We start from the raw sequence: 25,639 nt of genomic DNA on the forward strand, positions 1-25,639 counted from the left end.
AGAATGCTGGATATAAAGTACATCAAAGACACATTTAAAGTTCCTGTTTGGCAAGTGTTGTTGCGGTTACCTGAAGCGTATCTGGACACGAGACAAGTGGTGTCTGACTTTTCCTATCTTACGGACAGTGACTGTGTGGTTATTCAAGGGACAGTGACTTCTATTTCTGAATCATACAATCGAACGACTGTCATTAATGGCAGCATTGTTGACTCCCGAAACGTCGCTCAACGTTTTTCTCATTTTGCCAAATTAGACAGTGAATACGGCCAACAATTGGCAAGTCGACTTAATGATCGAGGTTATTACTTGTGCAAAGTGAAACAAGTCGGAACCGCGCTGTTTATCAACCACCCGCAGCCATTGAATGAAAAATTCATTGGTAAAATCACTCCGGTCTATAAAGTCAAAAGTAAGCAACTCAAAGGGTTGAAGTATGCTGAGTTTTTGGAGCAGCATATTGATGAACTGATCCCATTGACGGCAAGAAAGATACGAGAAGAATTAGCGAAATTAAATCTAAGCAACGGGAAAATTAGACGGTTGTTAGAAGCGCACTCGCTGTGTTTAGAAGAGGTTTTGAGATTTGTGCATTTCCCAAATTCATTGGAAGAAAGTGAACAATGCAACGCTATACTACAAAGAATAGCAGCTACTTTGTTGTTCTCAGAAGTGGAAGGCGAACCAAATTTAACTCACCCATTTCAGCTCGACAAAGACGATACCTATTTCAATGATGTCGTCCCGTTTCAACTGACGGATGAACAATTGGATGCCGTGAGCGGTATCAAAGCCGCGATTAACAACAGAGCCCCACGAAGTGTCTTATTCGGGGATGTGGGGACGGGGAAAACCGTCATTGGCGCGATACTGACACGTCATGTTGTTGATGCTGGTGGTTGTGTCGTCATTATGGTTCCCAACCTAATATTAGGAGCCCAAATCTATAAAGAGATCGACAACTGCTGGCCAGATATTGGCATCGAGTTTTTATTGTCTGAGAGTGAGCATGACAACTTCGTAGGTAAAGGCTATCGATGCATCAACGAGATGACAGAAGACACCCGTGTCGTGATTGGTACGACGGCTTTGCTCCATCATCACAACAATATGCCTATCGACCTACTGTGGATCGACGAAGAGCAAAAAATGGGGCTTGAACAAAAAGAATCCACATTAATAACTCATGGCCGGACACATCTGTTGTTGTCGAGTGCGACGTGCATTCCTAGAACGCAAGCGATGATGAGTTTTGGCATGCTGCCGTACTTCAAATTAACCAAGTACCACACACCTAGAGAAGTGATCACTACCCGTTACGAGCATACCCAAATCGATGAGGTTATCTGTCGAGTTGAAGAACGCATCAATCGTGGTTACAAGGTGTTAATCATTAGCACCATGAAAGGTGAATCCAAAGCTCAAGCTGTTTCACACAGAGCCAGTGCTGAACAACTCTTTGATGACTGGAAAGCGATGTATGGTGACATCGTTAAATTGTCCCATGGTGGGTTGTCTAAACAAGACAATGAGACTGCCATAAATGCAATGAAGTCGGGTGAGGGGAAAATATTGATTGCGACCACATTGATTGAGGTTGGGATCACAATACCAAAACTGAACTATGTCGTTGTGCTGAACCCTGAAAATCTTGGTGTGGTTACGCTGCACCAGATCCGAGGTCGCGTAGCGCGGGAAGGAGGTATCGGGCATTGTGACCTACTGCCTACTACCCAACTCAAAACGCCATCCATAGACCGACTGGATTTGTTGGTCAATCACTCTGATGGGTTCAGTTTGGCAGAGGCTGACTTGCAATTACGGGGTATGGGGGACTTAAAGAATGGCAACAATCAGTCAGGAACGTCGAAATGCATTTTGGTCGACCAACAATTATCGCTTGGTCTGCTAACCGATACCTTAGAAAGACTGACAGGAAAGGGATCAGAAACCTAAACGAATTAATTTCTGAAACTGACATCACGCTCAATAAATGACAGTCAGGCATGAGCAATTTACGGAGAGCACCATTATGCTAATTAAATACAAAAATTATTCTGATCTGGATGATTCTACTTTAGAGCAAATGGATAAATTGAAGTACTCTGATTTATTCCATCAATTGAAAATTCAATTTGAAACAATGTGCGGATCTACTTACAGTTTCGGGGATATTTTCAATACACAAATTAATCAAACTGAGATTGTAGAACATAACTGGATGGTTTCAATACCAATTCAAAACCAACTATTCACTCTTGATAGTGTAAGAGAGTCGATACCGGAAAGCGAGAATGGGATTAATGTACGTTGTTTTCTTGACCCGAATCTCTATGAGCTCATTTTCTTTGTCGACCCTAGAAACCCAAAAGAATTGATCGGGTTTTGCAGCTTAAGTAAGTTTGAACATAACGATGATGGGTACTATTCGATTAGAGTCGTTTTGGAAATGGTCTACGTTAAGCCCAAGTATAGAAATGGCATTCGAGGTCAGATAATGGCCTATGAAACGGGTTGCTTGATATCTAGGCAAAAAGTGTTTGATGAATTTAACAACGAATATCGATATGTGGACGTCGAAGTTGCTGGTCAAGGAACTAACGCAGGAGGTCGAGCATGTTTAGAGCGGTTTTACCTCGGAATCAATTTCCACCTCGGCGGCATAAGTATTGAAGATAAAGATGGTTGTGACATTGAAATACCATCTAACGTTATTTTGTGCGATGAATATTAGCGATTTGTTCTTGCTTTAATACAAGCTCTAAAGGCGGAGTTAAACAACACTATACCTTGCGATAGTTAGTTGTGGGAAAGTGAACCTCATCCCCTGATTATCGTTAATTTAAATACCTTTTCTGATGTAACACTTCACCTCTGTCACCAATAAAATTCAATTAAGCCGTGAAATAAGGCTCACTAATTTAAATTATGCAGATCTAAGTTTGGCAAACTCTTGGTACTAACTAGGAGTGTTGCTATGAAATGGTCAAACAAAATTCAAGGTATGTTGGGCTTAGGGTTGCTTGCCAGCCTTCAAGTCGCAGCTGAACCCCCAACGCAAGATTTCCTCAATGCCGACATCAATGTGGTTTCAAGTTATGAAATTGAAACCGACAAGCTAATTATGATGGAGCTGGATACCGGTGAAATGTTACTGGCCACCGGTGATGGAAAATTTCTTATCAAGGGCGGTTCATTATTCTCAACCGTTCACACCAAATTCGTAAACTCCCCACAAGAGCTTTACGCGGCATCCCATGTCGACTTGAAGAAAATGAAAATCAACCCAGAAGAAGATTTTGCGGGGTTTAACTTAAACCCATTAGCCAAAGTTTTTGGTGGGACCCTCTTTATTGCACCAACGGGTTGTAAGCATTGCGGTGACTTCGTAGAGATCCTTGAGAAGCAGCACCCTGATAAAAGATTCCGCATAGCAATCGTGCCTGTCTTCGATGATAAGGAGTATGAAAATACGTTGTTAGCCCAATGTTCCGATGATCCGGACAAAGCGCTGCACGCCTTATATGAAGGCACTTGGTCTGAAGCTAAATACCCCCGCCCACCAAATAGCCAGTGTAAAGAAGCCATTACCAAAGTGAATTCAACTTACGCGTCTCTACAGATAATGAGTCCGGGCCGTGTTGGGCTTCCTGCATTTTTCAACAACAAAACATCTTCCATTATCGGGCTGCCAACGAGTAAGGCTCAACTCACGTCCATTATCGTAGAAGGAATCGACCTATGATTAAACAATCCATATTTATCTCATTTGCGCTGCTTACTTTAGCCGGTTGTTCTGTCGTAGGCGAAGAAGAGGGCGTGTGTCCAGGCGCGAAAAGTGGTGTAGCGTGTGCGTCCGTCCGAGAAGTTTATGAGCTAACCAATGTCTATAACAATGCTGAAGACTATGCGAAGGCGACAGGTGACGAACGTGTCATGGTCACAGACGAAGATGGCGAAACCATCACAGGGAAACAATACAAAGAAAAATACGGAACGGACATTGAGGCTGACTCAGCATCAGTGAATGAAACCCAACAACACGCAAACTTTTCTCAAGCTCCAGCGTTAGCTTCACCCGAAGCGGCATATCAGCATTTACTTCTTCCGGCTCCAGAACCCCTAGCCATGCGAAAGCCTGCCGATATTGTTCGTACATTGGTGCGTCCATATACAGACAAAGAAACCTTACAGATCCCTGGTTATGGATTCATCGAAGCAACACAGCGAACTTGGGTCGTCGATAGAAGCGCTAAGACCAATGATTCTCAATACGTCAACTTCCATGTCAGAAAGGAAAGCCAAGAGCAAAACTACGATGTGAATGATGATGGTCAGATTGGCGTCGAGTCACGCAATGCAAGACCGGCTATCAGCGACTCTGAGTTAAGAGAGAATGCGAGAAGTAATGCGAACTCGCTAATCGATCAACTGCGTCAATAAGGGGGCATATATCATGGGTGCGATTTCACGATTTTTTAAGCAATTCGAAAACTCCAAATTTGGCGATCTTCTCCCTGTCTTGGACTACAACCGAAAGCACAAATATTTCGAGCTCGAAGACAGTTACATTGGCTTAATGTACAAGATTGAAACGGTGCCAGCCGTTAACGATGAGTTACAGGAGCTATTAGAACAAATCTATAAGGCCGATTGGCCGGAAGACACGTTTATTCAGGTCTTGTTTTGGGCGAATGATAATTTAAGCCCTTTCACCAATAGCTTTTCTATGTACCACGGAGGTCGACAAACAGGTGAGGCAAACGACAGACTGAATTCGATTTCAAAGGGGCTGATTAACCACTTCCAGCAATCATCACAATCAGGGTTTGGTGATAGCGACTGTCGAGCTCGCATGTTTGATTGTTACTTCGTAGTGAAGGTTCCAATCAAAGGCAACTTTGGCGTGCCTACCAAAAAGGAACTTAAACACTTCAATAATCTACGTACTGATACAGAAGAGTCATTGAACAAGGTCGGCTTGTTCTGTACCCCGATGGATCAGTGGGGCTGGCTACACTTCATGCAAAGGCTCATGAACAGAAAGGACTCGTCAACTTGGCGCAAAGGAGACGTTAATAAAAACGAAGCCTACATGCCCCGAGATCAAGTTCAGGAGCAGGGCGGTAAAATCGAGTTTACCGATTCGAAGGTCATCATTGATGAGCGGCCTATATCGATGCTTACTCCCAAAGAATACCCAAAAACACTGGGCTTTGGTGACATGCTGAATGTCTTTAGTGATTGGCGATATGGGCATTCTACAGCATGGTCGAACTTCATGATTGTATTGAATGTCCATTACCCTAACTCTAAAAAAGAAGAGGGTAAGATTAAGCGTCGCCGTAAATACATGACAATGCAGGCAAACAACAAATTAGTAAATTGGAATGATACTGTTCGTTGGCAGCGAGCTGACTTTGATGAAGCTTTTACCAAAATTGAGCAAAAGAAGTCGAAGATGGTGAATGCGTATCTTCAGTTTATGATTTTTGGTGATGATGAGGAGCATTTAGAGACGGAGATTGCACGCTTCAAGAAAGTAGCTTCAACCCCTGCAGGATTCGAATTGGAAGAAGACAAGTACATGACTCCACCTATGTTCCTGCATTCATTACCTTTCGCACCAGACCCTGTGACTCGCAAAAGATTAGACCGCTATAACTTAGTACCGTCTGATGTCTGCGCGTTCATGAGCCCGATAATTTCCAGTTCATCTGGCAACTCACCAAGTAAACCTGTGATCCCCTTTGTAACCAGAGACATGTCGATGTTTGGGTTCAATCCTTTTGAAACCGATGGCTCAATGAACGGTATCGTTGTCGCGGAGTCGGGCTCGGGCAAGTCGGTTCTCGTCCAATACATTGTGACGTGCATATTGGGGTCAGGCAAGATGCCAAGCCAGCATCTATGGAACATGATGAATTTACCCAAGTCAGAAATCGATAAGCTGATGAAGACCGCTCAACATATTGCTGAAGCCAAGCGCGATGGTGGTATGGCAATGATTATCGATGTGGGTCGAAGCTACTACCGTTTGTGTGAAGCGTTGAATGGTCAATTTATCAGTTTCGGTCAAGATATGAAGTTCTCACTCAACCCTTTCCCGTCCATTGTTGAGTTCAGTGGTAAGGAAGGGCAGGCTGGTATGATTTTGGAAATGCTGTCGGTGATGGCAGAGCCCAATGGTACGCTCACGACGTTGCAGAAGCGTGGTATGACGACCATTTTGAAATTGATGTGGGATAAGCATGGTCGCGACTCAAGTGTCACGATCTTCGCTGATATGTGTTCTGCGAGCTCTCGTAAAGAGCTGAAAGACATTGGTGAACAGTTAAAACCATTCCGTGAAGGCGAAATGTTTGGCGATATGTTTACGGTCAATAAGCCGCCCCCAACGCTGGACAACCCATTCATTGTCTGTGAATTAGAAGAGCTGAAGTCGCAACCGGAATTGCAGGTAATTGCCTTAATGCAGATCATCAACCTGTGTTACCAACATTTCTTCTTGGGTGATGCTCAAGCCGGTTCTCAGCGTCGTTCGAAAGCCTTCATTGTGGATGAGTGTTGGGAGTTCCTTCAAGAAAAGCAAGGGTCCACAGGTGCTAACCCAGTATCATCGTTCCTTGAGAGTGCCTTTAGGCGTTTTAGGAAGGTGGATGCTAGTGCTTGGATTATCACCCAATTGTTGAGTGACTTGTATGGTTCATCTGTAGGTAAAGCCATAGCCGCCAACTGTGTATATCGTTGCTTCCTGTATCAGAAATCAGACACGATTAATCAAGTTAAAAATGACAAGCTGGTGGCATTGTCAGACCAAGAATTCGAAATTCTCAAATCGATTAGGACCCGTAAAAATAGGTACTCAGAAATCTTCTTCCAAATTGGTGATGACATCAAAGAGGTTGTGCGTTTTTACGCGCCTCCTGCAATGCTGCTGATGTACTCCACGGACCCGAAAGACAAAATGGAATTAGCGGCTCTGATGGAGCGGGGGTACACCCAAGACCAAGCCATCGATAAAATTTTAGAGACGCGTCGGGTCGAGTCATTTGCGACTGACATGGATGACTTGGAAAATGAAGACGAAGAACAAGTCGAAAACGCCGCATAACAATGTCCTTTCTTTGAAAGAAAATAAGTTATGCAAATGATCTCCCAAATAGGCAAGCAGGCTCCAAAACCTGCTTGTCAATTTAAAGTCCAAATTACCTTCCTTGTTTGAAAAACTTATTTCTACCGCTCCTTACAATGAAAATCACACCCCAACAATGGTCACTATGCAATGAAAATTCTAACTATGGTTTTAAGCACTTTGGTCTTCATGAGTTCAGCTATGGCTAACACCAGTGACGACATAATCAGTCGTTACAAAGAAGCGTGTGGAACGGAGTGTGGAGACACCATCGCCTATTTGTCACGCTATGCTTCCGCCCAATGTAACATTCCTTATGATTCAGTCGTAGAAACGTCTGTGGAGCTTACTGGGCTTCAATTTGTGGCGATCTCCATTGCAGTCCAACACCCACTTGCTCACTCATTGCAAAATTATGCTTTGAAGAGTCTTGATTGTTCGGACTTACATAAGTGGTCTAAGTCCATCGAAGACTACTCGTTCGTGCTAGAGGCAAACAACGGACTCCAAGGCTCCAATGTCTCAAGCAGCAATTAGAATGAGTGAGGTTATGGATGTTGAGTACTAACCAATGTAATGAAAAATCAGGCAACAACGTGAAGGTGACATGGCTTCTGGTGTGTGGACTTGTGGCCTTAATCACTATTGTTACCGTGATGATGTGGACAACGAGAGCGAATCGATTCAGTGATTACACGATGATGGAAAAATCATCACGCGAGTATATTTTAAACCTGTATGCAATGGACAACTCAACACTAGATTCAAAGGCGATTCAGTGGCCTGATTTTGCTGTCGCTCATGGTGGGGTGCAGTCAGTGAATTTGGTAACAAAAGTTTGTAAGTCTGAGGCGTCAAATGCCACCTGCTTTTTTGCGTATCAAACTTCCTTTAAAGACCAAAGCCATACCATGACATATGGAGTCAGGGCGACAAATGATGAAAGTGAACCGCTGAATATTGAATTGCTCAATGCAACTGGGGGGCGGTTGTTGCTTTCCATGCCAGATCCCTTTGTGAATAGTCCTGTGGTGGAGGTATTGGAATGAAGACGCTAAATTTTCTTGTTGGATACATCTCTCTTCAATTGGGGATAATTGTCTTTTTGACAAACCCATTGAATAGCATGTCACTCACAATAATTTGCTTTTTACTGGTGGCGGTATGCTACTGTCTTGTCTCCCCGTTTATCAAATGTCGTCTACAAGAACTCAAGCATTTTGATAAATTTGTCTTTGAGATTTATCAGTCAAATCGACGTCATCCATTGTCTGAAAAGTTTGGAACGGAAATATCTAAACACCTGTCTAAAAATGCACAATCTTCTTCTGATAAAAAGAAAGACATCGGCGCATATGTAGCCACGGACTTATACTTGTCCTTATTCACGTTCGGTATCGCGGTCGCGCCAGGTTTATTAATCCATATATTTCTACCATAAGTCTTCATTCTCATTCAGCCCCTTCATAGTCGTGAAGGGGTAATAATCCAAATCCCTCCTTTACAATGAATGCCGCGAGAAAAACTTTAATCTTCAAAAATAGGCTTGTTAATTTCAAAAATTGCTCTCGACCTTATTTAACCTATCCCAATGAAATTGCGTTTGGAGTTGAAGAGCACTATGAACAAGTTAATCAAAATTCTTATTAGTTGTTCACTAACAGTTATAGGGACTGCTGCTGTTGCGAAATCAGTGTACATCATCGGTTCCATAACGAGTGTGCCGCCAAAAGTAGAGTTTACTTACCCTGATGAAATCTATCGTGGCGTGAAAGAGTATTCAGCCTTAGCTAAAGAAGCCGCAGCATCTGGTTGTAGATTAGAAACAGTGCGAGAAGAAGCGTATACGTCTGACAGTAGCAATCTAAAGTGTTTCTTCGAATGGACAGGTGATACCGACCCGAGCTGGAATGCGAATGGATTAGCGCTCGATGGTCGACCTACCGCAGCTGCAGGAGAGCATTACCGTTCATATCGCATTTCTTACTTCAATGGTATTGAGAAAGAACGCATCACATTGATTGAAGACAGCGTGGCCTACACTATCCTTGAACCCGTTCCGCCTGTGATTGTAAATGTCACCACGGACACTACTTCAGCTCAATATCAAGGCTTGAGCTTCATTACGCACGATAAGAATGAAAAACTTCGCAAAATTACTGTTGAGGTCGAGCCTCGTCCATTTGATCAGGTGGTGGCCTTAACTCAGTTTGGTGAATCGTGTGAGGTGCCTGAAGGCCAAGATTCATGCGTGGTCGCCATTTCTGCCTTTCATCTATCTGGTGACGATTCACTGACAGGGCAACTTACCACAGCATTAAAAGTCTCGGATAAATACGATGTCGTATCAGCCCCGAACAGTCAGATCCAATACGCGTGGGATTACAGACCGCCCGTTATTGAGCAGTATGCTGTCAAAGCTGTCGGAGATACCACTAGCAATGATATTTCGATTGATGTTGGTGGAGAAACGGTGGTTGTCCAAAACAATGAAGCTGTAGTCGTTCTCAGTTCGCCGCACAGTACCGATACAGCAAATAAGTGGTGGTTACCATCCAAGGTTAGTTTGAGCTTTGAAGAGCATACAGATCATGTCGGTGTATCCGATTTTGTTACGCTAGAGGGTAGGGATATAGGCGATTTATTCAGAAATGAACACGTTACCTATACCGAGAAGACAGTAGACAGCTTTGGTATCCCTCAACAGATTGGCAACAAGTTTGTCTATCGAATTCCGCTCAGTTCAGTGGTAGATGGATTTTATCAAGGCAACATAAAAGCCTTAGATAGATTTGCAAACAGAGGTGACAAGGAAGTGACTGCAATGCAGTTAGACCGTTTACCTCCTGAGATTCGTCTGTACAACAATGACACGCTGTTTAGTACTGGTGATGAAATCAACTTCATGGAGCATATGATTTTCACCGTGCAAGATGAAACCAGTATTGAGAATGAAATCACTGATATTTTGCTTGATGGCGTACCCGTTGAGCATATTGGTGAATTCAAGATGGCTCGTGCGATCAAAATGGAAACCCCATGGGAGTCTAATACAGTTCATAAAGTCATTGTGCGTGGTAAGGACGGGAACAACAACGTAGTTCAAAGAGAGTATTCCATTTCATTCTTACCTTTAGACTTCGAATACGACAACATCAGTGACCGCAAAGTGGCACTTGTGCAGAACCAAGACATCACATTCGCACAAACGAAAGGTCGAGCTTGTAGAATGTTCAAGTCAGAGCATGAGGCGGTACAAGGGATCAAAAACCCGACTCAAATGACTTGTTCCGTGAACTGGACAGTCATCCCTCAAGGTTTGGAAGAAGCATGGGATACTGCGAGCCCTGAGCTGATTGGTGTATTTGAAAATACGGGTCCTGCGACAGTGGAAGCTGAGATTTATATCCATGACTCTGAAGGCCGAAAAAACTTAATCAAAGTCGACGATACAAGCCTAATCGTTCATACCCCAGATACTCCAGAGATCATCTTCGACGACGACGGTATGTTTGAAGATGGCATATATGCGGTTGAGATGGGGCAATCTAGAATCGGGAGATATCGAGTTAAATCAGCGGCGTCGCCTATTTACATTACGCTCCTTAAAAATGGTGAAACCTTAGAAAGCCAATACATCAAACAGTCCAACCGATACACCGAGCACACTATCACGAAGGTAATCACAGACAGAAACAGTGCAAACCACCGAGATTTGTGGCAGATGGATGATTATGCCGTTCAAGTTCATTACGCCCGTTTACCAGAACAAGTAGTTGAGAGTGCGGTGAAGACTTATGCGGTTCCTTCTACACGAGCAAGGCTCAAGGTTGAGCAAACTTCTCGTGAAACGTCCACCGTTGACACATTCAAGGTTAAATCGAAATTTGGGCTGTATAGTAGTTTTTACCGAGATGTCGTATACAAATCTGAAGAGCTTGGTGATTGGTCTGTTCGAATTGCTGTCATGGACAAAGAGAAGAACCTACATGGCCTGACGGATTGGCAAGATATGAACGAATCAGGTGTGAATGACTTTGATGTAAACTTCTCATCAGATGACATCGGTGACCTTCGATTCTATGCACAAGCGAAACTAAAATCGCCAAATGAAAATTATGTTTCAATGGTTCGCTCTCAACGCGGGACCTTGAAAATCATGAAAGGAACGGCAATCGAAGGTGAACTGCGTACACTGCGTATAACGGGTTCTGTACCGATGAATGCCGCTATTCAATATCAACATCTTACCCGTGATGACAAAGACGCCTCTGGTGAAGTGTCATGGTACATATCGGAAGACAATGGCAGTACGTGGAATCTATATGGAGAACCTGGTAAGCGCTTTTCTTTCAGTACCTCAGTAGAAGGTATTTGGTTGGTGAAAGGTCATGTTCCAAATCGCTTCACAGGGGAGATAGCAGAAACCGACGTCGTACAAATCATGGCGTACCGAGTGCCACAAACTGAACTAGTTGGGGCAGCAAACCTGATCACCGGTATGACAAGAACGTACACGCTTCTTGATCAAGGTGAAGAGGCGGATGCCGGTAATATGCTTATTAAATGGTCTATTGATGGTGGAGTCACGTTCACTGAAGGCGGTAGTACACTCGAATACACTGCAACAGGTGAAGGCAGCAACAAGATTATCGCAAAAGCGGCGTATCTTGGTTATGAAACCGATGAACACAGCTGGGCAACAGAATACCGCTCAGTACGTTCTCAGCGAGCGAAACCTGTTCGAGTAAGAGTGAAAGGGGATACTGATGTTGAAACCACCGATACGTTAACTTTGGTTGGAGATGTCGATACACCGTATTCCAATATGGACTCCGAACTTGAAATTGAATGGGTAAGACCAGACGGAACCATTGTTGATTCGAATGTTGTGGACTTTACTCCAACGAATGATGATTTGGACCGAGCTGACTTTCATACATTCACACTGCGTGCGTGGGTTAAAGATGCCAAGGCGTTAACGTATGCGGAATTCGATCATAAGGTTCGTGTATGGGAGTATCAGTTCCCACAATTCGACGTGGCGTATAAACAGCGTGTGCTCGTTGCACCTTCAGTGATTGAGATCTGGTTACGACGTCCAATTGGTGCGAATTTACGCGAGTACTATTTGTATGAGTGGAACGGACAAGGCCGACTGGAGTTGACGAAAGATTATGGACATCGAGCACGATTTACCGCAAAACAACCGGGTATATACCCAATTTCGGTTACGGTAGAAGATGATCGCGGTAACTACGACACCTTTACTGAATATGTGGAGGTATTGGAACCTGAGCCGATCACTGTGGATTTAACTGCACGGTATAGTAACAGTTATCAACGTTCGCCACTTGATGTTAATGTCCGTCCGACAATTCGAGGTGGTCACCCATCAGACCGAGTGGCAGACTATCAATGGTATGTCGATGGTGAGTTACAACCTGAGTTAGAGAAGTCATCAGCAAATATTGAGAACCTATTAACGGGTGACCATGAATTGAAATTGAAAATTCTCACTAACTACGGTCAAGAAGCGGAAGCGATCATTCCAATTGAAGTGGTGCCAAACCAACCACCGACGTGCTCTATCGATTACCGTATGTACTCGAAGACCGCCCGTATCGAAGCAAAATGTAAAGACTTAGATGGTAAAATGGTCAAATACGATTGGACAGTTGGTGATAACGAGCGTCGCAATATCGGTAAACGGATTTCAGAGTTAAGACAACCGGGCGAATCAGAGTTAGTGACGGTTGTTGGTTATGATGATTCTGGGGATACCGCCACAGCGCAAATGGTCGTGCGTTGGTAAGACTATGACCTCGATATAAGAACGTCCTTGTGTCGTTATTGGTGCATTTAGACTCTTCCGTTTAAATGCACCTTTTTTATTGGATGGGTGTAGCTAGGTTGTCCACGTTTTCATTGAATGAAATGTCGGTGGACAACTAAGATCGAAACTCAGACAATAAAGTTCGCAACTTTAACATTAAAGATTGAAACTTTTAGGGGTAAGCACTACTCCTGCTGAAACAGATTTTTGGACAAAAACAATTTAGAACAATCACTCCAATATTGAAGAGGGTGAGTGATAAATTTGAATATAAATTTAACCATTATGAATAGGGAGGCTTCACCTCCCCTTTAAACAGCAAACTCTAAGCACAAACAGATTGCTTGATTAGATCATAAATTACATCGTCAGCAAACTGAGTTTTAAACTCAACCTTCACTTCTTTACTGATCTGGTTGAACAGTTCTTTAGCGTGCTTGATTTTACGCTCTTCCTCTTTTCTAAGTGTATCTTTTCCTTCAACATTTTTAGTTTCAATGATGAAGTTCAGGTAATCCCCTTCACTGGTCTTAACTACATAAGCAAAGTCAGGAGAGTAGGTATAACCACCTGCTACAGGGATTTTTATTGAGTTTTTAGGGATCTTAGTAAAGACCGATACAGACTCAATTTCACCATCGGTAATGTTGAGCTTTTCCAGCTCAGAATCATAAAACACATCTTCAAAGAGGTAGCTGTCCAGTGGTGGTAAAGAATGATCCGAATGTACACCGAGATCACTTGCTGTAACATCCTTCAGAGCTTGACCTGCTTCATCTGTGAATTTAGTTGGATGTAGGCTGTTGGAAATGATGTTATATCCTAGCCCAAACTTGTTAAATGAGTTATGCAACAAGAACTTACTAAAGCCTGACTTTATCTTTCTGATTGTTTGAATGTTCAAATAATCAGTAATATCAATCGTGCCTTGCACGGCTACAAATGCTTTGTGCAGCGTTGATGGTTTGATAAATGCCGTTTGCGATAGGCGATTAACAAACTCTTTGTAGGTCATAGTACAGAACTTGGTGAAGTCATCATCATCACCAAATACTGTTTTTGACATTGCCGTATCATTGCTCACATACACTTTTTCAATACGTGTTTGAACGCCAGTCTTTTTGAACTTCTCAGACTCTTCAAGCAAATAGGTAGTAAAGAGCTTTAGGAAATCATTCTCGCTAGCGATTTTATACTCTAATACTGCCTTTTGATTGATCATTTCCCAAAGTTGTTTTAGCTCATCAAACTTACCAACTCGCATTTTAGAACGAGTTTTTCCCTCTGTGGCAACTTTGATTTTTCCGCTCTTAACTCCGCTAGGGAAAGCGTTAGGATACGCCTCTTTTAACTGCGTATAAGCCGTTGCCCCGAGTAAGTTTTTACTTTTGTCGATGATCCCTTTTCCAAGTAAGTCCATCATCAAATCCAAAGCCTCAAGGTCAGGGTATTTAGATAAGATTTTATCCTCAAGATCTTGAGTCAACTTAGATGGGACAGTCTCTTTGAATGATGTTTCATTTACTTCTTGAACTAGAGAGGCAACAAAATCTTTCTCAGTAAAATCAACGAAGTAGTTCAGCCTAAACTCACCATTCACACGAGCCATATATTCATTAACTGGCAAACGTAAACCTCGACCCACTTCTTGAAGCTTTGATGTTGTACTACCACTTGAACGTAACTTACAAAGGGTGAAGATGTTTGGGTTGTCCCAGCCCTCTCTAAGCGTCCACTTCGAGAAAATGAATCGTCTAGGGTTATCTAAAGACAAAAGTAGCTCTTTATCGTGCAAAATTTCATTAATCTCTTGCTCGATTTTTTCGTCTTTATCACTGTTATCCTTCGAGAAATAACCACCGTGAACACTATTTATATCAGCAATAGTTCTTTCCAAATACCGCTTGTAGAACTCATCTGTTTCGGTTTTTAGTAGTGCCTTAGCTTCAGCCAAAGTCCACTCTTCAAACTTGGTTTTCAAGCTTCCAGATATGTTATTTCCGTCACGATAGCCCTCGATGTCATCTATGAAAAACAGAGTCAGAGGTTTGATTCGTGGGCGTTGTGTCAGCATTTCTCTCTCAACTTTGAAATGCTCTTTAATCGCCCTACGCATCATATTATCTTCAAGCGTATCTGAGTATGAATATGGGTTGATTGATTCATTAACTTTTAGCTCAACACCATTACTCAGAACGATCATTTTTGTGTTCATCGACTCAATATATAGGTCGTGAATTTCAGTGTGAGCCTTGGCTAATGATTCACCTTTACCAACTTTGATGGTGCTCTTTGAACCGTTTTCATTTAACTCAAAGCTTGCCTCTTTTGTGGTCGATTTTTTGAGCGTCAAACTAGCAACATCATCACCGACCATCTCCTCAATAAAGGTATTAATGCCTTTAACGAGATCATCATTAAATGCGTCAACAGCCGTTAAACGATAGACAAGATTTTCGTAATCCTCATTAAACGTTGCGCCATAGCGGATGATGCTTTGAGCATTAAACTTTTCAATGTTATTCCACGTTGTCTTTGCTTTAGGAAACTTATGCGGTTCATCAATGATAACGAACGGCTTTACGGCACTAATTGCTTCAATCGGTGTGTTGTACCTGTTATCCAATAAGCCTCGGTCATATACTTCCGTCAAAGATGGGGAGTTAACCATTCCTGAGTTAATCACCATTACGTGAATGTATTTTTTGTTGTAGTTATTTGCTTCTACAAAATCGTGAATCGCTTGCGGCATAAACGATTTGGTGTTTTTCTTAGATGATTTTTTACTTTCAACAACATACGTTTTAAGTTCACGCTCTGTCTCTCTAAAGTGTTCTTTGAGCGCATCACTTTTAAGAAAGTTCACCGTACCAGCTTTGATCGAAAGCGTTGGTACAATGATGATAAATTTGTTGATACCAAAAGCTTTATTCAACTCGAACATCGTTTTGGTATAGGTGTAGGTTTTACCTGTACCTGTTTCCATCGAGACATCAATCACATTACTATTCTCGTTGTAATGCTCTTTGCTGTGCTCGATAGCATTAAACTCGTGAATAGCCTTTATGTTTGAACGTTGCTGTGGCTTGGTGATAACGAGTTCTGGATTCGCTAAGAGCCGAACACTTTGATCGTCATCGAATTGTGGCTCTGCACCGATAAACATATTGAGAACTGCGTCAACACCAGCTTTTTGGTGTGGCAGATTCTTTTCAAAAGTAAAACCTTTGCTCATTAGTTACGCACCACCACATCAATCTCGATAGACTTCTTATTTGCATAGCTTTTCAGTGCTTCGTTCAACTCCATCTGCTTAACGCTGTCAAAGTTGTTGGCATAATAAATGATCTTGTTTGGGTCAAAATCTTTGTCATTCGTATCATCAAGTTTGTGAAGTAAAGCTTTGAGCGCATTGCTGCTAAAGTCTGGAGCAATCATATACAAGCGTCTATCACACAGGTGTGCCGTATATCCATCGAGATCAATATCGTAAATAGGAGTCGTTAACTCGCTACCATCATACAAAGCCCAAGTGGTGAGTAACGTTTGATACTGCTCATCAGTCAAAAGAACATCATTGAACATAGTAAGATTGGATAAGGTTAGTTCCTTGTCGTCTTCTTCAATACGGAAATCTTCGACTGTTTCAAAAATCTTAACCCCCATATCACCCTTATAGTCAGGGTTTTCGCTACTAATAAACTCTGACGCTTTCAGAACTCTTTGTTTTGTGATGTCAAAAATTGTTGCATAACCAGCTTTATTGGCTTCTGATTTTTCAGGAACAACCTCTGGTATTTGCACCAAAATAAATTTTCGGTCGCCGTTATCCCTAGCATTCAGTGACATAACTGCTTGAGCCGTAGTTCCTGAGCCAGAAAAAAAATCCATTACTATGTCACCATCATTTGGCTTCACCGAAATAGACGCAGCTAACTGAATTAACTTTGTTGGTTTAGGCGTACTGAATGGGCTTTCTTTAATCAAATCATTGAGCTCTCGTTTAGCTTCTTGATTGTGTCCAGCCTCTTGATATGACCATATAGTTGTCGGAACACGACCATCTTTAACTTCACTTAAAAAGCTCTTATAAGCAGGTACATCATTTGTTCCATTTTTCCCCCACCACACACGGTTATCAGATTGTTTTTGCTCGTGAACATCTTTTGAATAACGCCAAACTCTACTTTCCAAAGGTAGAATCTCTTTCCCATCAGGACGAACTATTGGATAGTAAAGATTAGGTCTCTCAGCTCTGGATTTGTTACAAGTCGAATCGGTAGACTTCCAAGCCCCTCTGGGATCATTATCAGGGTTTTTATAGGCGGAGTTTTGCTTGTCAGTTCGAGGTAATGGAATCGGTCTCCAAACTTGTTTGCTTTTTGCGTAAAGTAAAACGTGATCGTGCATATCGCTCAAATATGTTGCATCATTTTGAGGAGAATATTTTTTTTGCCAAACTATATTTGAAATAAAGTTAGCTTCACCGAAAACTTCATCACACAACAGTCTTAGTTGACTAACTTCATTATCATCAATGGAAATGAAAATCGCACCATCTTCACGCAATAGCTCTTTAGCAATATAAAGCCTAGGATACATAAAAGTAAGCCAAGCACTATGGCTGCTAGAGCCTTGATCTGCAAAACTCAAAATACGTTCAGCTTCATCAATATCTAGACCAGCCAACTCTGCAAGCTGTTCTTTGGTAAATTTACGGTCATCATTATAGACGAAACCATCTGATCCAGTGTTGTATGGCGGGTCAATGTAGATCATCTTGACCTTCTCACTATAGGCATTAACCAAATGCTTTAGCACCTCAAGGTTATCGCCTTTGATCAGCAAGTTGTTACTGTCTTTATGCCTGTCTTGGGAGTTGTGCTCTACATCTTCGTAAATCAGGGTTTTAGGTGGTAAGTTTGCCAGTAAACGAGAGTATGACTTACCTAACCAGTTCAACGAATAGCTTTCTTTAGACAGTTCAACTTCATTGTCATTGACAACTTCAAGCATTCGCTCTTGAATGAAATTACCATCACGATCAAAGCAATTTGGGAAGTGTTTCTTGAGAATCGCAAGCTGTTTGCTATTGGCTGTCTCAACGTTTGAATATACTGTCTCTTCTTTAATGTTCATCTTTGTTCCAAATTCAATGATTTGTGATTAATCGTTGTCTGATTTAGCTGTAATTTTAATAGATGCTTCTGTAAGCCCAATACGCAACAACTCAGCGATAGCACCGTCTAAGCTCTTAAAGATACGAGCCTCATAAGGCTGCCTTGAACTGCTCAGTACAAGCGGTTCACCATTCCACTCCATACCGTTAAATACGACCGTGTATTCACCTTTGCAGCCCACGACTTGCGCCTGATCTAGAATGCCACTCTTAACTCTTTCTTTAGCCATAGAGCTAAGAATGCAGTTTCCACCATTTAACCCTGAAATCATTCTGACTCACTCAATAATCTTTTTTGCCACAATATCAAATATTGTAGCAAAACTGTAGTGTTGTATCAGATTTCGATAAATGAGTATTTATGCAAAGTAAGGAAACTTACTACTTCACTGGTAAGGCTTTAGTGAAGCTAATAATGGGGCACTTCTGTGTTACGAAGTGCCAACTGTGAAGGTTCTGGACAAAAATGAGTTTCGGAAAATCGAACATTAGCAAAACATGAATAACTTAAGGTATGGCAAAGTGAAAAAAAACCACAGCTAGAAGTTAAGAAAGTGGGCAAAGTATGGGTGATATGATGATATTCAAAGTAAGAAAGTAGATATTATGCACACAAGCTTATATTGGCAACAATGTTTCGATGATCTACAGCTCATTTTGGGACAGAAAAGCGTGAACAAAGCCGCAATTGTTCACGTATGGAATCATTTAGATTCCTTACTTTGAACGGAAACCTTCAGACTCAAGATCTAATTGCTCACCGCAATACTGACATTGTGCAAACAACGGTACAGCATGTTTCATTGTGATATGCGCAATATCCGTTTTCATACATTTTGAACAAGTAAAGTGATGAATTAGTACTTTAGGTAAAGTGGGAATGTCTCTTAGCTGCTTGTATGCCGAATATGCTAGCTCTTCAAAATCACCTAACTCGCGTTGAGTGAGGGTAAAATCGTCCTCATGAATTAGTTTATTCCTGATCGTCGCAACAGCTCTCAACTCTTTGACCAGCTCTGGAGCAAGCAGTGAAGAAACTGAAGATATTTTTTCATGCAACCCTTTACCTGTTGCTCCAACTTTAGCTAACCGACCTTCAAGATCTTTACTGTTTTCAATAACTATTTCGTAAGAGCTTTTCTTTGATTTAGTTAGTTCACTGCCATGATGGGACGCCGAAGTAATGCTTGTTCTAGCCGAATTCGATTTAGAGAAAAAATTATACGTATTCGTCGCCAACTTAACTTTGTAAAAGATTAAACCTGCAGCAGTAGCAACAGCGGTACCCACAATTGGGTTAGATAAAAATAACACCACCAAGATAAAGCCAAACATCACTATTAGGAAAAAATGAACTAATTTTTGGATCACGTCGAGCACTTAAAAAGTCCTTTTAAATTAAATACAATTACAAAGTTATCTTATACTTACGTGAACACACATTCACCTATACATAGAAAATACTGTGTTGTAGATCAGCAAGTCGCATAGGCATAACTTTATTCGCATTAACACTCCCTACCTATTCTGGGTCATTCTCCCTCGGTAGTTAGTGTAATGACAAAGTCGCTTGGTAGTTACGATACGACAGAATCGCTCGGTGATCACAGTGAAAAACCAGCCTGTAAAACTGATTTTTGGACAAAAGCTTGTCAGCGACATTACTAAATTAGAATTTAACTGATTAATTGAAGGGCTCTTCTCCGCTTAGATGAGTCTATAAATTAACAATAAAACCGCTAACACATTGATTTATAATCGCTTACCACTTTATATATCAGTGTTGTAGTTTGTCGTTATTATCTTCCGCCCTATTTAACTTTAAAGGCCAATCCGTACAGTCTGTAACGCTTGAAGAAAGCTCTCATTCAGTACTAGTCAAGTGCAAGCGAGATAGACGCTGTAAAGTTGTTGATCCTGAGACTGGAGCTCCGCGCACCGTCGACCACTATGTTCGCCGTCGCCTGTCGGATTTACCTGTCAGTGGTCGCCCTTGCGTTATAGAAATTGAATTGGCTCAGACAAGGGATAGGCTCGGCCGAAGGTTGATTGAAGAGGCTGATTTTGTTGATAAGGGGAATCGTTATACAAAGAGGTTCTGTCACTTTATTAGTGGACTGTGCCGCTATATGAGCATCCACGCAGTGTCGAAGCATTTAGACATACGCTGGGAAACCGTCAAAAATATCGATAAAGCATTCCTTCTCTCTACCTTGCCTGCTTTAGAGCCTAAGAAGTTGACCAACCTTGTTCATATTGGCGTTGATGAAGTCGCCAGGGCTAAAGGCCATGACTATATGACCGTCGTTTATGATCTCGTTTCAGGACAACTTATTTGGGTTGACCATGGGCGGACTTCAAACGTACTCATCAACTTTTTTGAACAATTATCACCGCAAACGAGAGACGGCATCCAAGCGGTATCAATGGATATGGGGCAATCTTACCAATCAGCAGTGAGAAACGCTCTTCCGAATGCAGACATCGTTTTTGACCGGTTTCACGTTATGCAGAACTACTCTCTTTTGATAAGGAAAGAGCGTAATAAGGCCTTTAGGAAAGGTACACATGACGAGAAAAAAATGCTCAAGGGGACGCTATTTTTACTCCTCAAGAATGCGCCTAATCTAAGCGATAAGCAGTCGGATAGGCTAGATGATTTACTTGAAAGCAACAAGACTCTTTGTACGATTTACATGCTCAAAGAGCAGCTTCAAGCCTTATGGGATGAGCGTAATTTTGATTCGATGCTCGCAGCGCTTGATGCGTGGTGCCAGCTTGCTAAAAAGACGAGGATCTTGTCTCTCATCAACTTTGCAGACTCGCTTTGGGAGAGAAGAGTTGGGATCTGCAATTACGCAAAATATAAGCTGACGAATGCCCGAGTGGAAGCTGGGAATGTATCGATCGGTCTTCTTAGACGGAGAGCCCGAGGAGTCAGGGATACTGATTACTTTAAATTGAAGATTAGACAAACCTCAATTCTAGAAACTCACTCTACCTTCTACCCAGAAATCAAGCTCATCTAAGCGGAGAAGAGCCATTGAAGTATGGAAAAGTAACGCCTGCATAACACGTTTGCTGCCATGCAAATTAAGCTCAAACTTACCACTTAATACGGTAAACACAAAGAAACCTAGAATGCCGAATGTAGCAAATCGTGTTGATGCATTTGTTATATCGAGAATGCTAACTTACTATTTTCTTTGACATATTGTAGCCAGAAATAGCAAAACCAACTTCTTGATACAGTTTTAACGCTCTTTGATTTTGGTACGCAACTCGTAATTTAATTTGCTCAATACCAATCGATTTCAATTGTGATTCAAGGGCAGCAATTGCCAATTTCCCATAACCATTATTGCGGCAGTTTGGAAAAATGAAGAAATCATAAATAAAGGTCGATTTATCATTTCCGTTAATCGAGTGCCACAGATAGCCAACCAACTCTGAACCTGATTCAATACATAATAATTCATGGTCATTAGCTTCCAAACCATTAGGAAAACTACGAAGAAGATCCTGATTAGCCAATTCGAGCGCCCTATCCATTGAGTGACCATAGTTTTCAGCTATTTCACGGCTGTAATCATCAATGAAATAATCACAATACGCAGGGTATTCATTTGAGGTCATTGGTCTGAGCTGAATCATGTCTAATCCTATAAAATGATGAACTTAAAAAAACGATATAACGCCTGCCAGCACAGGCAAAAAATTGTTTGCTAAAATGTTGAGGAACGAAAACAGCAAACTGTTTTTTGTCCTTGTTTATTAGCTTATTAGGTAACTTTACCACCATTTCGCAAAACTACATAGATGCTCGATATGTTGATGCAAAATATCAGCGACGAAGTCACGTTTAAACTCAAGATACCCTGAACCAATTTCACTGTGAATGCGGTGTACAGCTAATTCAATTTGTTCATTTGTGAATATAAGAACAATTTCTCAATCAATATCATAAAATTCTGCTTTAGTTTGAGTGCCTGACTTCAAGAGGTTTAATTGATTTATGAATTCGTCAAAAACAGCACATTCAAACCATATCTCGGAAGCTGTATATTCAAACTTTCCTCGAGGTAGTTCGAGTTTTATATCAACTTGGCAACCTAAGGATGGTAAGTTGCCTTCACTTTCCATGATTTTTATTCCCAACTAAAATGGATTTGGGAATTCAATATCGTAACTCATGTTTAGTTACCTAACATTTTATTCGTGCGCATGCGCGTTTATGTCGTTAGACCAGTGAAAACGCGCAAAACTTTTCTTCACATTTGTTTTGATATTTGGAAGTTCTAAATATTACTGTGCAAATATACAAAAATTGAGTTTGGTGATAACGATTTTAGATCACACTAACTATTCTGCACCAAACTCGTTTCTGTCGGATAGACGGCACCTGTTGCCAGGTGCCACCCTCCTCAGAACCGTACGTGCAACTTTCACTGCATACGGCTCAAGCCTCCTCAAAGGCACCGTTAAGTACCCAGTAATTAGAACGTTATAGCATTAGAGCGATACCAACAATTGGTCACGGCACTAACCCTTCGTTTTAATTACCTTTGCGATACGCACTTGAAGCTTTAATACTTCCCCAATGGTCACTCAGTAATTGATAGACCAAGGTTCATTGTCAGAAGACGCACTAATTTCATTTGAAATCATCATTTGCTTTTCTTCTTTAATAAAGTTCTTCAAACTCTTTCGCAACGGGAGACCAGTTAGAAGTCAGCTCGCTTTCGCGCCAGATACAAACCTGTATCCGCTTCGTTACAAAGCGGCATTCCCTTTTTCTAACCTCCTTTACCTGCATACCTATCGGCAATCTTCACAGACTGCTTTCCCATAGGGAGATATACAGGCTTACCCTGTTCCGTATGTCGCGTAAAATGTCAACTTAGATGCCCACAATGGTGCGGAGAGTACAATGACCACGAAAGAGCATTGTCCAATCTCTTTCCGACTCTCGTTGCCTTTTGGCTACAGCGTATTAACCACTTCCGCTGCTTCATAATATAACGCGCCTTAAATGGATTCACATTACATTCATCATATTGACTCCCTAGCACTTACCCGAACCGTGGTTTTCAGGAGGAACATCCTCTCACGATTTTGTTCCCACTCAGCCTCATAGCCAAGTTTCGTTACATTGTCAGATCCGCTGCTTTATTCAGGACCCTTGGGTCATCTGGTGATACAGATGGTTCACTCTTTCGTGGTGAACAACGCTTCATACGACTTCAGGTCGCACGGACAATTCTGAGTTACCGATTTTGCTAATTTAGATGAGCGAGGATAACTTTCAGTACTGCTAAACGCAGAACGACACCACTTGATGAGGTGCCGTCCGTGAACGGAAATGGACAGAAGTTTGCACAATATTACCCTAGAACCACTAAATTAAATGCTATTAAATTGCATATGTTCTTGTATCTAACACTCTCGTAAAGTAGTAGTTTTATCGGTACTCAGAAATCAGCATTGCTCTTGTTCCTTCTTGTAAAGCCTCAAACAAATGCGGCAAATCTCCAGGGTAAGAAATATAATCACCTTCATTAAGCTCATAACTTTCTGAAACCAACCCAAGTCGAGCCTTTCCTGTAGTAATAACAACGTGCTCGATTACGCCTTGATTGTGTGGTTCCGAGTAATGGGGTTCTCCAGGTTCAACTTCAATCCAGTATATATCTCGACTTACGTTAGGCGGACATGCTGCAAGCAAAGTAGCGTGGTAATTGTTACGCTTTGAAGCAACTGTTACTCCTTCTCCATGGCGAATGACTTTCGTTTCCTGTTTCGGTGATTCCAGCAAGCGTGATACTGGGATACCTAATACGATACAAATAGACCATAGCGTTTCTATGCTTGGGTTCCCAACTCCGTTTTCCAGTTGAGATAACGTCGATTTTGCAATTTTTGCCTGCCTGGCAACCTCAGCAATACTTAGCCCTGAGCGTCTTCTTTCCGAATTTAACGTAGCTGCAATTTGTGCAATAGGTGGTTCATTTCTATTCATAGGACAGGTTAGTTATAAAATATTTCGTTCATTATATCAAACGATAGTTTTGTTTGACAGCCCACGCTTGTGTGTTCAATATAAAAAACACTCGTTCATTAAAATGATTTTACATTTGTCGTAATTCATGAAATGAAAGCGGACATCAAATATTAAGAGGAAATTAAATTGGAATACATGGTTTCTATAGCGCTATTTGCTATTTCTGCTTCAGTTACTCCTGGCCCCAATAACATTATGGTTATGACATCAGGACTAAACTTTGGCGTGCGAAAGAGCCTGCCTCTACTGACAGGCATTTGTGTCGGATTTACTGTTATGCTACTGGTTGTCGGATTGGGGTTCGGCCACCTTTTTACACGGTTTCCACAACTGAGTTTAATCATAAAGATTGTTGGGACAGCCTATTTGCTTTACTTGGCCTGGCTTATAGCCAGAAGTGGCTCAGTAGATAGTAGCGCTCAAAAAGCCAAGCCACTGGGTTTTCTAAAAGGAGCAATCTTTCAATGGGTTAATGCCAAAGCATGGGTAGTTGCTATTGGTGCGATTTCTTCATTCACAACGATAGGAGAACAATACACAACCCAAAGCCTGACCATTGCTACAACCTTTTTCCTCGTTTCGTTTCCATGCGTAGGGATATGGCTACTGTTTGGTTCTTTCCTACAACAAACACTGAAATACAGTAACTATCTACTTTGGTTTAACATGTCTATGTCTTTTTTGTTATTGTTATCGGTCTTTCCAGTGATTGCAGACATTAGGCAGCAGTTAATAGCTAGTTGGCAATGAATAGTTATTCAGGTTCAGTCTTAAACGAGTTAACTTACAAGATGGAAAGAAATGGGAGATTCCTTTCATCACTCCGCTAGTAGCAACCATGAGCAAAAGTACTGTGATTTCAGTGGCACGATTTGCCACTGAGTCATTACGTTAACACCGAATGGGGCACAGGCTTTTCAGAAGAAAAGCCTGTTTCATCACCTGTCAGCAGTCTGTTTTCTCAGACAACCTCAGAGCGTCTTCTAGTTCAACGCCAAGGTATCGAATTGTATTATCTAGCTTCGAATGTCCAAGTAAAATCTGTACGGCCCTGATGTTTTTCGTTCTGGCATATATTAACGTGGCTTTGGTGCGGCGCATGGAATGAGTGCCGTAATAGTCAGCATTCAGTCCCAGTTTTACAGCCCAGTTCCTGATAATTGAACGATAGAATGAGTAGCTGATAGGTTGCCCAAAGCGTCGGCTACTCGGGAATAGAAAGCTGCTTGCCTCTAGGGATGCTGCAAAAATCCATCGGCTAATACTTTGCTGTGTTCTCGGAGTAATCTCATAATGGACATCGGTGCCAGTTTTTTGCTGGATGCACTGACCCCTTTCATAGATAACCCCTTGCGAAGAAACATCGTAAACGTGTAGCTTTAGTAAGTCACTCGCTCTTAATTTGCTATCTATAGCTAGGTTCAGTAA

At 41.7% G+C, this 25,639-nt stretch carries 18 protein-coding genes; 10 read left to right on the plus strand and 8 right to left on the minus strand.

All coding sequences use genetic code 11. The annotated features are described in order from the left end of the window. Positions 1–3: 3 nt before the first annotated feature. The 8 genes from OH460_RS23275 (at position 4) to OH460_RS23310 (ending at position 12,950) form a co-directional block, all read left to right on the plus strand. On the plus strand, positions 4–1,956 hold the full coding sequence (locus OH460_RS23275) for a helicase-related protein (RefSeq protein ID WP_269999707.1): 1,953 nt from the start codon (positions 4–6) through the stop codon (positions 1,954–1,956). A 76-nt stretch (positions 1,957–2,032) separates the two neighbouring features. After that, on the plus strand, positions 2,033–2,734 hold the full coding sequence (locus OH460_RS23280) for a hypothetical protein (RefSeq protein ID WP_102561029.1): 702 nt from the start codon (positions 2,033–2,035) through the stop codon (positions 2,732–2,734). A 243-nt stretch (positions 2,735–2,977) separates the two neighbouring features. Then, on the plus strand, positions 2,978–3,745 hold the full coding sequence (locus tag OH460_RS23285; RefSeq protein ID WP_081230270.1) for a hypothetical protein: 768 nt from the start codon (positions 2,978–2,980) through the stop codon (positions 3,743–3,745). Then, positions 3,742–4,443: a TraV family lipoprotein gene (locus OH460_RS23290; protein WP_081230271.1), complete on the plus strand. Its 702-nt coding sequence runs from the start codon at positions 3,742–3,744 to the stop codon at positions 4,441–4,443. Before OH460_RS23285 ends, OH460_RS23290 begins: the two co-directional genes overlap by 4 nt. Before the next feature lie 13 nt (positions 4,444–4,456). Continuing rightward, positions 4,457–7,114 (plus strand): TraC family protein, encoded by a 2,658-nt coding sequence (locus OH460_RS23295; RefSeq protein ID WP_102561031.1) that lies wholly within the window; start codon positions 4,457–4,459, stop codon positions 7,112–7,114. A gap of 171 nt (positions 7,115–7,285) precedes the next feature. Continuing rightward, positions 7,286–7,672 carry a hypothetical protein gene (locus OH460_RS23300; RefSeq protein WP_133152233.1) on the plus strand — a complete coding sequence of 129 codons (387 nt, stop codon included), beginning with the start codon at positions 7,286–7,288 and terminating at the stop codon, positions 7,670–7,672. A gap of 17 nt (positions 7,673–7,689) precedes the next feature. Next, positions 7,690–8,184 (plus strand): hypothetical protein, encoded by a 495-nt coding sequence (locus tag OH460_RS23305; RefSeq protein ID WP_081230274.1) that lies wholly within the window; start codon positions 7,690–7,692, stop codon positions 8,182–8,184. A 572-nt stretch (positions 8,185–8,756) separates the two neighbouring features. Then, positions 8,757–12,950 carry a hypothetical protein gene (locus tag OH460_RS23310; RefSeq protein ID WP_269999708.1) on the plus strand — a complete coding sequence of 1,398 codons (4,194 nt, stop codon included), beginning with the start codon at positions 8,757–8,759 and terminating at the stop codon, positions 12,948–12,950. Between the two features lie 346 nt (positions 12,951–13,296). On the opposite strand, the gene OH460_RS23315 is transcribed toward OH460_RS23310, so the two are convergent. The 4 genes from OH460_RS23315 to OH460_RS23330 all read right to left on the minus strand — a co-directional run bounded on the left by OH460_RS23315 (position 13,297) and on the right by OH460_RS23330 (position 19,521). Further along, complete coding sequence (locus tag OH460_RS23315) at positions 13,297–16,206, minus strand: type III restriction-modification system endonuclease (protein WP_269999709.1); 2,910 nt, start codon at positions 16,204–16,206, stop codon at positions 13,297–13,299. After that, the gene (locus OH460_RS23320) at positions 16,206–18,110 is read right to left on the minus strand and encodes a site-specific DNA-methyltransferase (RefSeq protein ID WP_269999710.1); all 1,905 of its coding nucleotides are present in this window, start codon (positions 18,108–18,110) and stop codon (positions 16,206–16,208) included. Before OH460_RS23320 ends, OH460_RS23315 begins: the two co-directional genes overlap by 1 nt. Positions 18,111–18,137: 27 nt before the next feature. Beyond that, positions 18,138–18,422, minus strand: a complete 285-nt coding sequence (locus OH460_RS23325) for a hypothetical protein (RefSeq protein ID WP_269999711.1) — start codon at positions 18,420–18,422, stop codon at positions 18,138–18,140. Positions 18,423–18,867: 445 nt separating this feature from the next. Continuing rightward, on the minus strand, positions 18,868–19,521 hold the full coding sequence (locus tag OH460_RS23330) for a hypothetical protein (protein WP_269999712.1): 654 nt from the start codon (positions 19,519–19,521) through the stop codon (positions 18,868–18,870). Positions 19,522–19,940: 419 nt separating this feature from the next. Between OH460_RS23330 and OH460_RS23335 the strand changes: the two genes are divergently transcribed. Next, the gene (locus tag OH460_RS23335) at positions 19,941–21,179 is read left to right on the plus strand and encodes an ISL3 family transposase (RefSeq protein ID WP_269999713.1); all 1,239 of its coding nucleotides are present in this window, start codon (positions 19,941–19,943) and stop codon (positions 21,177–21,179) included. Positions 21,180–21,339: 160 nt separating this feature from the next. Here the strand turns inward: OH460_RS23335 and OH460_RS23340 are convergent, their stop codons facing one another. From OH460_RS23340 to OH460_RS23350, 3 genes are all read right to left on the minus strand, one after another. Further along, a complete protein-coding gene (locus tag OH460_RS23340; protein ID WP_063523324.1) occupies positions 21,340–21,804 on the minus strand; it encodes a GNAT family N-acetyltransferase in 465 nt (154 codons plus the stop codon). A gap of 297 nt (positions 21,805–22,101) precedes the next feature. After that, complete coding sequence (locus OH460_RS23345) at positions 22,102–22,293, minus strand: hypothetical protein (RefSeq protein WP_269999714.1); 192 nt, start codon at positions 22,291–22,293, stop codon at positions 22,102–22,104. Between the two features lie 1,318 nt (positions 22,294–23,611). After that, positions 23,612–24,169, minus strand: coding sequence for a helix-turn-helix domain-containing protein (locus tag OH460_RS23350; protein WP_102478965.1), 558 nt, complete (start codon positions 24,167–24,169; stop codon positions 23,612–23,614). Positions 24,170–24,337: 168 nt separating this feature from the next. On the opposite strand from OH460_RS23350, the gene OH460_RS23355 reads away from it, so the two are divergent. Beyond that, the gene (locus OH460_RS23355; protein WP_102478964.1) at positions 24,338–24,961 is read left to right on the plus strand and encodes a LysE family translocator; all 624 of its coding nucleotides are present in this window, start codon (positions 24,338–24,340) and stop codon (positions 24,959–24,961) included. Between the two features lie 195 nt (positions 24,962–25,156). Here OH460_RS23355 and OH460_RS23360 read toward each other — a convergent pair. Further along, the coding region (locus OH460_RS23360; protein WP_269999715.1) for a tyrosine-type recombinase/integrase at positions 25,157–25,639 on the minus strand (483 nt) is incomplete at its 5' end.

It is taken from the genome of Vibrio sp. Makdt, assembly GCF_027587015.1.
In the GTDB taxonomy this organism is placed as follows: domain Bacteria; phylum Pseudomonadota; class Gammaproteobacteria; order Enterobacterales; family Vibrionaceae; genus Vibrio; species Vibrio chagasii_B.